The organism is Phenylobacterium sp. (genome assembly GCF_035944335.1).
GTDB lineage: Bacteria > Pseudomonadota > Alphaproteobacteria > Caulobacterales > Caulobacteraceae > Phenylobacterium.
In genome coordinates this window covers 189979-200151 of the sequence record NZ_DASZBG010000010.1, presented here as the reverse complement: position 1 = coordinate 200151, position 10173 = coordinate 189979, and the positions used below count along the sequence as shown (strand labels likewise).

The following is a 10173-nucleotide window of genomic DNA, read 5'->3' as shown; positions in this document are numbered from 1 at the left end:
GTCGGGCAGGCCCGGCCAGAACTTGCGGATGTATTGGGCGAAGGCGTCGGCCGCGGCCGGGTCGACGCTGTAATCCAGCTCATCCACGAAGATCAGGTCCGGCCCGAACACCGCCTGGCCGCCGAGGTCGCGGCGGTAATGGGTGCCGAGCGCCCCGTGGATCGGCGGCGGATAGATCAGGTGGGAAAAGGGCGCCTTGCCGGCCAGCCGGAAGTAGCGGCCCTTGCCGTAGTGACCGGCCGGAATCCGATCGGCGGGGAAGCCCTCGATCCTGGCGGCGACCGCCTGGGCCGAGAGGCCGGGCGCGGTGACCAGGTAGCGGACGGTGAGCGTCGCCGGCTCCGCCCCGCCGGCGCGGACCTCGAACCCGCCGCCTCCTAGCGGCGTCGCGCCCTCGAAGGGCGTGGAGAGCACCACCGCCCCGCCCGCGGCCTCGATCTCGCCTTGCAAGGCCAGCATATAGCCGTGGCTGTCGAAGACCCCGCTCTGCGGCGAGATCAGCGCGGCCTCGCACTTGAGATCGGGCTCGAGTTCGGCCACCTGGGCCTTGGAGAGCTTGGCCATGCCTTCGACGTCGTTGGTGCGGGCCTGTTCGAGGATGACGTCAAGGCGCTCTACCTCGTCGGGCGCCGTGGCGACCACGATCTTGCCGCAGCGGTCGTAGGTCACGTGGTGGGCGTCGAGGAAGGCGTAGAGCCGCCGGCGGCCCTGCACGCAGAGCCGCGCCTTCAGCGAGCCGGTCGGATAGTAGAGGCCGCCGTGGACCACCTCGGAATTGCGTGAGGAGACGCCCTGGCCGATCGCCTTCTCCTGCTCCAGCACGGCCACGCTCAGGCCCCGCTGGCCGAGCGCATAGGCGCACGCCAGGCCCACGGCGCCGGCGCCCACCACCACGGCATCGAAATCGAACTCAGCCATCGGCCCCTGGCTAACGTGCTTGCCGCCGGAAAGGAACCCAAGCGGTGCAATGGCGTGGCCGGCCTGCTAAGCGTCGCCGCAAAGGACGAGGGCGACATCCATGACGCGCACCGTTGCCGCCGCTGCGGCCATCCTCCTGCTGGCGGCTCCCGCGCTCGCCCAGACGCCGATCCATCCGCCGACGCCCAGCATCCTCACCTGGAAGGACAGCCAGCAGGCGACCGGATACCGGACCATCGAGACGATCTACAAGGTCCACACCATCAAACGCGGCGCCAAGGTCCACCCGTTGCCGAAAGCGGCCCGGCAGATCGATCCGACGTTCGACTACGACGGCAAGACCTGGACCGTCGACGACTACATGAAGGCCTATCGCGTCTCCGGCCTGCTGGTGCTGGAGGACGGCCAGATCGTGCTGGAACGCTACGCCCTTGGCCGGGGGCCCGCCGACCGCTGGACGTCGTTCTCGGTGGCCAAGTCGGTGACCTCGACCCTGGTGGGCGCGGCCATCCAGGACGGCAAGATCAAGGGCCTGGACGCGCCGGTCACCGACTACATCCCTGAGCTGAAGGGCTCGGCCTACGACGGCGTCAGCGTCCGCCAGATGCTGATGATGAGCTCGGGGGTGAAGTGGAACGAGGACTACGCCGACCTGAAGTCCGACGTGGCGGTGGCCGGCACGGCGATCCTCGAGTCGGGCGTCGATCCGATCGTCAGCTATCTGCGTAAGCTGCCGCGCGCCAACCCGCCGGGATCGAAGTTCAACTACAACACCGGCGAGACGGACCTGGTGGGCATCTTGGTTTCCAACGCGGTCGGCAAGCCGCTGGCGCAATACGCCTCGGAGAAGATCTGGCGGCCCTATGGCATGGAGCGCGACGCCGTCTGGATGACCGACCTCGCGGGCCACGAGCGGGGCGGCTGCTGCATCTCCATAACGCTGCGGGACTACGCCCGCGTGGGCCAGTTCATCCTCGACGGCGGCAAGGCGGGCGGCAAACGCATCGTGCCTGCGGGCTGGGTGGCGGAAGCGACCTCGAAGCAGATCGACAACGGCGAGAAGGACCCCGCGGGCGGCTATGGCTACTTCTGGTGGGTGCGCTCGGCCGACCGCTACGACGCCGTCGGCATCTTCGGCCAGTCGATCACCACCTTCCGCAGCGAGCGGGTGATCGTGGTGCAGAACCCCGCCTGGCCCGCCGCCACCGGCCGGGAATTGTCGGCGGCGCGCAACGCGATGCTGGGAGCTGTCCTGAAGGCGGCGAAATAGCCGCCTCGCCTCACGTCCCCGGATAGTAGTGGAACTTGCCGGTGACCCGGCAGGTGAGGCCCGAGCGGCGGGCATCGACGGTGGCGCTATAGCCGCCGGCCACGCTCCACCAGCGGGTCTTGCCGTCGAAGGTCGCCGCGATCGCCCACGGCGCGTCGAAGTTGCAGGTGGCGAAGGCCGGGCCCACGCCGCCGGGGGCGCGCGCCGTGCAGTCGGCGTCGCCGCGACGGCGGGCGAAGGTGGCGGCGCCGAAGCTGAAGCGGTGCGGCGGGTCGTTCCAGCCGCGGTCGAACTCCGCCTCGCCGATCTCGCGGCAGGGCGGACCGGGCGCCTGGGTTTCGAAGTTCGGCTTGTCCGAATGGAAGCCACCGGAGATCGCGAACGCCGTCGGCAGGGCGGCGAACACCAGGAAGCCGCCGACCAGCAGAATCTGCGAGATCCAGTGGCGCAGGAACAGCCCGCGCTGGCCGCGGCGCCATCTGGGCAGATCGACCCCGCCGTAGTCCCGCGCCATGGGCCGTCCTATCCAAGCTACAGATGTAACTTAGACTACGCGTGTAACTTTCCGCGTCAAGCTGTCTGCTGAAGCCGCGGGTGCTAGGCGGGCACGGGTTCCCGCACCGCGACGTTGTCCCACTCTTTCCACAGCCGCTTCTCCTCGGCCTTGGCGGGACCGACGGAGGCCTCCTTGATGTGGCCGTAGCCGCGGATCTGCTGCGGGATGGTGGCGATCCTGACCGCGGTGGCCAGGCGCCCGGGCGTGAGGCCTTCCGCCAGCCGGGTGACGGCGGCCTCATAGTCGGCGATCAGCCCGCGCTCCATCTTCCGCTCCGGCGTGTAGCCGAACAGGTCGAAGGCCGTGCCGCGCAGGCCTTTCAGTTTCGCGAGCGCCGGGAAGGCGGCGTCGATCATCCAGCCGCCGAAGGCGATCTTCTTCGGCCGGCCCTCGGAGTCCTTGGGCGCCAGCAGTGGCGGCGACAGCCAGACCTTGGCCTTGCCGCCCTTGAAGGTGCCGGCCCGATAGGCGGCGAAGCGGCCGTCGGTGTAGAGGCGGGCCACCTCGTACTCGTCCTTGTAGGCCATCAGCTTGTAGAGGTTGACGGCCACGGCGCGGGTCAGGGCCTCGGCGCCCAGGGGCGCCTCGGCCGCGCGGACCTTGGCCACCTGGTCGGCATAGCGCCTGGCGTAGGCGGCGTTCTGATAGGCCGTCAGCTCGGCCGTCCGGTGGGCGATCAGCTCGTCCAGCGGCATGGTCTCCGGCGTGGGCACGTCGTCTTCCCGCTTGCCGCGGGCCTGCGGATCGTGGGCGGCCTTGCGGCCCAGCTCGAAGGCCTGGAGGTTGGCCTCGGCGTCCACGCCGTTCAGGCGGATGGCGCGATAGAGCGCACGGCTGGAGACCGGGATCACGCCCTTCTGCCAGGCGAAGCCCAGCATGATCATGTTGGCGTAGATCGCATCGCCCAGGTTGTTGACGGCGAGGTTCTGGGCCGGCGCCTGGTCGTAGCTCTTCACCGCCGCCTGGATGCGGCGGGCCTGGGCCTCGGCGTCGAAGCGCACGTCGCGCTCGGTGACGAAGTCGGCGGTGGGCGCGAAGTCGGAGTTGCCGATCGCCACCGTGCGGTCCTTGGCGTAGAGCGCGAGCGCGTCGGGGCCCGCCGCCACCAGGATGTCACAGGCGATCAGCACGTTCGCACTCGCCGCCGGGATGCGGCCGCCGACCGTGGTCTCCTCCGCCTCGCCGATCCGCACGTGGCTGAACACCGCCCCGCCCTTCTGCGCCAGGCCGGTCATGTCCACCACGGAGGCCGCGCGGCCGTCGACGTGGGCCGCCATGGCCAGAATCGAGGCGACGGTGGTCACGCCCGTGCCGCCGACGCCGGTGAAGACGATGTTCTGGACCTCGGGGAAGGTCTCGAAGGCCGGCAGCGGCGTGGCCTCGGCTGTCAGCGCCGGCATGGCCTCGCGGTGCGCGTTCTCGGCGCCTTCCAGGGTGATGAACGACGGGCAGAAGCCGTCCAGGCAGGTGTAGTCCTGGTTGCAGCTCGACTGGTTGATCTTCCGCTTGCGGCCGAACTCGGTGTTCAGCGGCTCGACGGAAACGCAGTGCGAGGTCTTCGAACAGTCGCCGCAGCCTTCGCAGACCAGGGGGTTGATCATCACCCGGCGCGGGGCGGCGGCCAGCTTGCCGCGCTTGCGACGGCGGCGCTTTTCGGTGGCGCAGACCTGGTCGTAGAGCAGGACCGTCACGCCCTCGGTGTCGCGCAGCTCGCGCTGCACCTTCATGAGGTCGGCGCGGGGCTTCACCTCGACGCCGGGCGCCAGGTCGGTGACGGCCTCGTAGCGCTCCGGCTCGGCGGCCACGATGACGATCTTCTTCACGCCCTCGGCGGCGAGCTGGCGGGTGATCTGGGCGGGGCTGAAGCCGCTCTCGGCCGCCTGGCCGCCGGTCATGGCGACGGCGTCGTTGAACAGCAGCTTGTAGGTGATGTTGGCGCGCATCGCGATCGAGCCGCGGATGGCGAGCGAGCCCGAGTGGTTGTAGGTGCCGTCGCCCAGGTTGACGAAGACGTGCTTCTCCGTGGTGAAGGAGTGGGCCCCGGCCCAGGTCAGGCCCTCGCCGCCCATGTGGCTGGTGAGGTCGGTCGAGGGGTCGTTGAAGCTGGCCATGTAGTGGCAGCCGATGCCGGCCAGCGCCCGGGAGCCCTCCGGCAGGCGGGTCGAGGTGTTGTGCGGGCAGCCCGAGCAGAAGTAGGGCTTGCGCTGCTGGTCCGACGACAGGGTCACCGCGGCCATGGAGGCGGCCGAGACGCGGCTCAGATAGTCGTGCACCCGCTCCATGTGCGGGCCCGGCGGCAGGCGGTCGGCGATGGCCAGGGCGATCTCCGCGACCGACAGGGAGCCGAGTTCGGAAAGCAGCGGGTGGCCGTGCTCGTCGGTCTTGCCGATGATCCGCGGCCGGGCGTGGGCGGGCAGGTCGTAGAGCGTCGCGCGCGCCTGGGTCTCCACCAGCGGGCGCTTGTGCTCGATGACCATCAGGGTCTCGAGGCCGGCGGCGAAATTGCGGATGCCGGCCGGCTCCAGCGGCCAGGGCATGCCGACCTTGTAGATGGCGACGCCCAGGTCGGCGGCTTCGGAGAGGCTGATGCCCATGGCCGCGAAGGCTTCGACCACGTCCTTGTAGGCCTGACCCTGGCAGACGATGCCCAGCCGCGGCCGGGCTGCGGCGAGCACCACCCGGTCGATGCGATTGGCGCGGGCGAAGGCCAGGGCCGCGGGGAGCTTCAGGGTGCGCAGGCGCCGCTCCTTGTCGAGCGGCTGGTCCTTCACGCGAATGCCCAGCCCGCCGGGCGGCATGCGGAAGTTGTCGGGGATGATGATCCGGTGGCGGTCCAGCGACACGTCGATGGTCGTGCCGGAATCCATGGTGTCGGCCAGCGCGATCAGCCCCACCCACAGGCCGGAGAATCGGCTCATGGCGTAGCCGAGAAGGCCGTAGTCCAGCACCTCCTGCACGTCGGCCGGCGACAGCACCGGCATCTCGAAATCCTGGAAGGCGTATTCCGACTGGGACGGCAGGGTCGAGGATTTGCAGAGGTGGTCGTCGCCGGCCACGGCCAGCACGCCGCCCTTGGGCCAGACGCCGGCGAAATTGGCGTGCTTGAAGGCGTCTCCGGTGCGGTCGACGCCGGGGGCCTTGCCGTACCACATGCCGTAGACGCCGTCGTAGCGGGCGCCGGGGAACAGGTTCGCCTGCTGGCTGCCCCAGACGGCGGTGGCGGCCAGATCCTCGTTGAGGCCTTCCTTGAAGACGACGCCGGCTTCCTTGAGGAATTTCTCGGCGCGGTGCGCCTGCTGGTCGAGCCCGCCGAGCGGCGATCCGCGGTAGCCGGAAACGAAGCCGGCGGTGTTCAGGCCGGCGGCGGCATCCAGCCGATGCTGGTCCATCAGAACCCGCAAAAGCGCCTGCACGCCGGTAATGAAGACGCGGCCCTCCGTGAGGAGAAATTTGTCGTCGAGCGTCACTTCTGTGTGCCGCATCGCAATTTCTTTCCTTTCGGGCCCTTCCCCAGCTTTGGAAGGATCATATAAGATCACGGCAATTGCTTGCCAAAAGCGTGCCCTACCCCTCGGGTTCCGGGGCAAGAACAACGCAGCTAAGGCGCGAGAGAAGGAGGAAAAGTTGTCGGAGACCCTGGACTCGGTCGATGCTAAGATTCTGGACCTGATCCAGCACGACGCGGCCCTTTCGGTCGCCGAGATCGCCGATCGGGTCGGATTGTCCTCGAGCCCCTGCTGGCGGCGCATCAAACGCCTGGAAGACGCCGGCGTGATTCAGCGGCGCGTGACCATCCTCGACCGAGATCTCTTAGGATTGGGTTTCGAGGTCTATTGCACCGTCAAGCTGTCGCTCCCCACCAAGGAAAACCTCGACTCCTTCGAGACCGCGATCACCAAGCTGCCGGAAGTGGTGCAATGCGCCACGGTCACCGGATCGGCCGACTACGAGCTGCGGGTGGTCACCCGCGACATGCACGCCTTCGACGACTTCCTGCGCGACAAGATCCTGTCGCTGGGCCTGGTTTCCAACATCGAAAGCCGGATCGTCATCCGCTCGGTGAAGAACACCACCGCCGCCCCCCTCGGACTCGTCAGCCCCTATATAAGCGCGCAAGGCTGAGAGCTTCGCTCCAGCGCGCGGAGTTCCTGCATGATCGAGCTCGTGATCGACCAGCGGCGAAAGGATCTCGGCGGATTCGAGGTCGGCCGCGTCCTGCCCCACCACGGCGGCAAGATGGTCGGGCCCTTCATCTTCTTCGACCACATGGGGCCGGCGGAGTTCCAGGCGGGGTTCCCGCGCAGCGTCGATGTGCGGCCGCATCCGCACATCGGCCTGTCGACGGTCACCTATCTGTTCGAGGGCGGGATCACCCATCGCGACAGCGTGGGCTCGCTCCAGGAGATCCATCCCGGCGAGGTCAACTGGATGACCGCCGGCAAGGGGATCACCCATTCCGAGCGGTTCGAGGAACTGCGCGCCCACGGCGGGCCGATGCACGGAATCCAGGCCTGGGTCGCCCTGCCGCTCGAGGCGGAGGAGACCGATCCCGGCTTCTTCCACCACCCGGCCGCCGACCTGCCGACCTACGAGGGCGACGGCCTGTGGGCGCGGCTGATCGCGGGCAAGGCCTTCGGGGCCGAAGCCAAGGTGAAGACCCACTCGCCCCTGTTCTACGCCCACTGGCGGCTCGACGCCGGGGCGACCGCCCAGCTGCCGGCCGAATATCCGGAGCGCGCGGCCTATGTGGCGCAGGGGATCGTCGAGATCGACGGCCGCCAGATCCAGCAAGGCCAGATGGCGGTGTTCCAGCCGGGCCAGCCGGTCGCGATCACCGCGGTGACCCCGGCCATCGTCATGCTGCTGGGCGGCGAGCCGGTGGGCGCGCGGTTCATCGAGTGGAACTTCGTCGCCTCGTCGAAGGAGCGGATCGAGCAGGCCAAGGCCGACTGGCGGGCCGGCCGCATGAAGCTGCCCGACGGCGACGACCAGGAGTTCACGCCGCTCCCCGGCGACCCGCCGCCGCCCGCCCAACCGATGAGCTAGATTTCCATTGCCGCTCATCCGGCGAAGGCCGGGACCCAGATCTCATTGCGCCGGGCTGGTTGGATGGGCTCTGCGCACCTAGAACTCGCTTCTGAGCTATTCCATCTGGCTCCCGGCCTTCGCCGGGACGAGCGGAGTAAAAGTTGACCGTCAGCGTCTTCGACCTCTTCAAACTCGGCATCGGGCCGTCCAGCTCCCACACCATGGGGCCGATGACCGCCGCCTGCCGGTTCCTCGACCGGCTGCGCAGCGGCGGGCTCTTGGCCAGGACCGCGCGGGTGGAGACGACGCTCTATGCCTCCCTCGCGCTGACCGGCCGCGGCCACGCCACCGACCGCGCGGTGATCCTGGGGCTCGCGGGCTTCGAGCCGCGCAAGCTCGATCCGGACGAGGCCGACCGCACGGTCGCCCAGGTGCGCGAGCGCCAGCGTCTGAATCTGGGCGGCGAGCGCGAGATCGCCTTCGACGAGGCCCGCGACCTCATCTGGGAAGGCCGCACGCGCCTGCCGCAACATCCCAACGCGCTCAAGTTCGAGGCCCTGGACGCCGAGGGCAAGACGCTCGATGCGCGCACCTATTTCTCCATCGGCGGCGGCTTCGTCCGCGACGAGGACGAGATGGGCCAAAACGCGCCGGCCGAGAGCGGCCCGCCGCTGCCCTATCCGTTCGAATCCGGCGCCGAGCTGCTGGAAAAGGCCGCCGCCGCGGACCTGACGATCGCCGAGCTGGTGCTGGCCAACGAGACCGCCGCGCGGCCGCAGGCGGAGGTGCTGGCCGGCCTCGATGAGATCACGCGGGCCATGTTCGCCTGCATCGAGCGCGGCGTGCGCACCGACGGCGTGCTGCCCGGCGGCCTGAAGGTGCAGCGCCGCGCCCGCCAGGTGCTGACCAACCTGATGTGCGACGCCGACAAGCGGATCGCCGATCCGCTGGCGGCCCTGGACTGGGTGAACCTCTGGGCCCTGGCGGTGAACGAGGAGAACGCCGCCGGCGGCAAGGTGGTCACCGCCCCCACCAACGGCGCGGCCGGCCTGCTGCCCGCGGTGCTGCGCTACTACGATCGTTTCCACCAGGGCACGCCCGAAGGGCGGCGCACCTTCCTGCTCACCGCGGCGGCCATCGGTTCGCTCTACAAGACCCGGGCCTCGATCTCCGGCGCCGAGGTCGGCTGCCAGGGCGAGGTGGGCGTCGCCTGCTCGATGGCCGCGGCCGGCCTGGCGGCGGCGCTGGGCGCCTCCAACGCCCAGATCGAGAACGCCGCAGAGATCGCCATGGAGCACAACCTCGGCCTGACCTGCGACCCGATCGGCGGCCTGGTGCAGATTCCCTGCATCGAGCGCAACGCCATGGGCGCGGTGAAGGCCATCGACGCCATGCGGCTGGCGATGCTCGGCAACGGCGAGCACACCGTCAGCCTCGACAAGGTCATCGCCACCATGAAGCGGACCGGCGAGGACATGAGCTCGATCTACAAGGAAACCTCGCTGGGCGGCCTGGCGGTCAACCTGGCGGAATGCTGAGACGGGGACCGGTCCGATGATCGTCGAGATGCGCACCTACACCCTCGCGCTGGGCGCGACGGGCCGCTACTTCAAGACCTATGGCGAGAAGGGCCTGGCCGTTCAGAAGCGCATCCTCGGCCATCTGGTGGGCTACTATGCGGTCGAGGTGGGCGGACTGAACAAGGTCATCCACATGTGGGCCTACGACAGCTTCGAGGCGCGAACCGAGCGTCGCGCCGCGCTCTGGGCCGACGAGGAATGGCTGGCCTATGTCCGCGAGATCGGCCCCCTGGTCACCAAGCAGGAGAACGAGATCCTGACGCCCGCGCCCTTCTTCAAGGTGCCGCCGCCGGCCTGACGAAAGATTGGGCTCAAGCCTGTCGGACTGGTCGCGTGCTATTCGTCCTTGGGTCGATGAACCTGGAGGGTGCGGACATGCGCTACCTGATGATCGTGAAGGCCACGCCGATGTCGGAGAACGGTGAGTTCCCGCCGGACGCCGAGAAGATGTTCGCCGACATGGCGGCCTTCAACAACGAGATGATCGCCGCGGGCGTCATGCTCGACGGCGCGGGCCTCAAGCCCAGCTCCGAAGGCAAGCGGATCCGCTTCGCCGGCCGCGGGAACACTCTGGTGACCGACGGCCCCTTCGCCGAGACCAAGGAGCTCATCGCCGGCTACTGGCTGATCAAGTGCAAGGACATGGCCGAGGCGCTGTCATGGGCCAAGCGGATTCCCTTCGACGAGGGCGAAGTCGAACTGCGGCCCTTCCAAGAGCCGGAAGACTTCCAGGGCCTGGCCTCGGACGAGGCCATCGCCCAGGAACAGGCCTGGCGCGAGGCGCAGCAGCGCAACGCGCCGAGGACCCCGGCCTAGCTCGA

The 10173-nt window shown here is 69.0% G+C and carries 9 protein-coding genes; 6 read left to right on the top strand and 3 right to left on the bottom strand.

Annotated features, from left to right (window positions below; translation table 11 throughout):
• A partial coding sequence (locus VGT80_RS02400; protein WP_327452564.1) for an NAD(P)/FAD-dependent oxidoreductase occupies positions 1-918 on the bottom strand: 918 nt, incomplete at its 3' end.
• Positions 919-1018: 100 nt separating this feature from the next.
• Here VGT80_RS02400 and VGT80_RS02395 point away from each other — a divergent pair.
• Positions 1019-2188 (top strand): serine hydrolase, encoded by a 1170-nt coding sequence (locus tag VGT80_RS02395; RefSeq protein ID WP_327452562.1) that lies wholly within the window; start codon positions 1019-1021, stop codon positions 2186-2188.
• A gap of 10 nt (positions 2189-2198) precedes the next feature.
• Here the strand turns inward: VGT80_RS02395 and VGT80_RS02390 are convergent, their stop codons facing one another.
• The gene (locus tag VGT80_RS02390) at positions 2199-2702 is read right to left on the bottom strand and encodes a hypothetical protein (protein WP_327452560.1); all 504 of its coding nucleotides are present in this window, start codon (positions 2700-2702) and stop codon (positions 2199-2201) included.
• 83 nt (positions 2703-2785) lie between these two features.
• Positions 2786-6226, bottom strand: coding sequence for an indolepyruvate ferredoxin oxidoreductase family protein (locus VGT80_RS02385; RefSeq protein ID WP_327452558.1), 3441 nt, complete (start codon positions 6224-6226; stop codon positions 2786-2788).
• A 142-nt stretch (positions 6227-6368) separates the two neighbouring features.
• On the opposite strand from VGT80_RS02385, the gene VGT80_RS02380 reads away from it, so the two are divergent.
• The 5 genes from VGT80_RS02380 to VGT80_RS02360 all read left to right on the top strand — a co-directional run bounded on the left by VGT80_RS02380 (position 6369) and on the right by VGT80_RS02360 (position 10168).
• The gene (locus tag VGT80_RS02380; protein WP_327452556.1) at positions 6369-6866 is read left to right on the top strand and encodes an Lrp/AsnC family transcriptional regulator; all 498 of its coding nucleotides are present in this window, start codon (positions 6369-6371) and stop codon (positions 6864-6866) included.
• Positions 6867-6896: 30 nt separating this feature from the next.
• Positions 6897-7790 (top strand): pirin family protein, encoded by an 894-nt coding sequence (locus VGT80_RS02375; protein WP_327452554.1) that lies wholly within the window; start codon positions 6897-6899, stop codon positions 7788-7790.
• A 143-nt stretch (positions 7791-7933) separates the two neighbouring features.
• Positions 7934-9310, top strand: a complete 1377-nt coding sequence (locus VGT80_RS02370; RefSeq protein ID WP_327452552.1) for an L-serine ammonia-lyase — start codon at positions 7934-7936, stop codon at positions 9308-9310.
• Between the two features lie 16 nt (positions 9311-9326).
• On the top strand, positions 9327-9650 hold the full coding sequence (locus VGT80_RS02365; protein ID WP_327452550.1) for an NIPSNAP family protein: 324 nt from the start codon (positions 9327-9329) through the stop codon (positions 9648-9650).
• A 77-nt stretch (positions 9651-9727) separates the two neighbouring features.
• Positions 9728-10168, top strand: a complete 441-nt coding sequence (locus VGT80_RS02360) for a YciI family protein (RefSeq protein ID WP_327452548.1) — start codon at positions 9728-9730, stop codon at positions 10166-10168.
• Positions 10169-10173 lie beyond the last annotated feature (5 nt).

Bases quoted from the DNA above. Each gene is read 5' to 3' on its own strand.
- VGT80_RS02395 (WP_327452562.1), top strand. From the start codon at position 1,019: ATGACGCGCACCGTTGCCGCCGCTGCGGCCATCCTCCTGCTGGCGGCT.
- VGT80_RS02390 (WP_327452560.1), bottom strand. From the start codon at position 2,702: ATGGCGCGGGACTACGGCGGGGTCGATCTGCCCAGATGGCGCCGCGGC.
- VGT80_RS02385 (WP_327452558.1), bottom strand. From the start codon at position 6,226: ATGCGGCACACAGAAGTGACGCTCGACGACAAATTTCTCCTCACGGAG.
- VGT80_RS02375 (WP_327452554.1), top strand. From the start codon at position 6,897: ATGATCGAGCTCGTGATCGACCAGCGGCGAAAGGATCTCGGCGGATTC.
- VGT80_RS02365 (WP_327452550.1), top strand. From the start codon at position 9,327: ATGATCGTCGAGATGCGCACCTACACCCTCGCGCTGGGCGCGACGGGC.
- VGT80_RS02360 (WP_327452548.1), top strand. From the start codon at position 9,728: ATGCGCTACCTGATGATCGTGAAGGCCACGCCGATGTCGGAGAACGGT.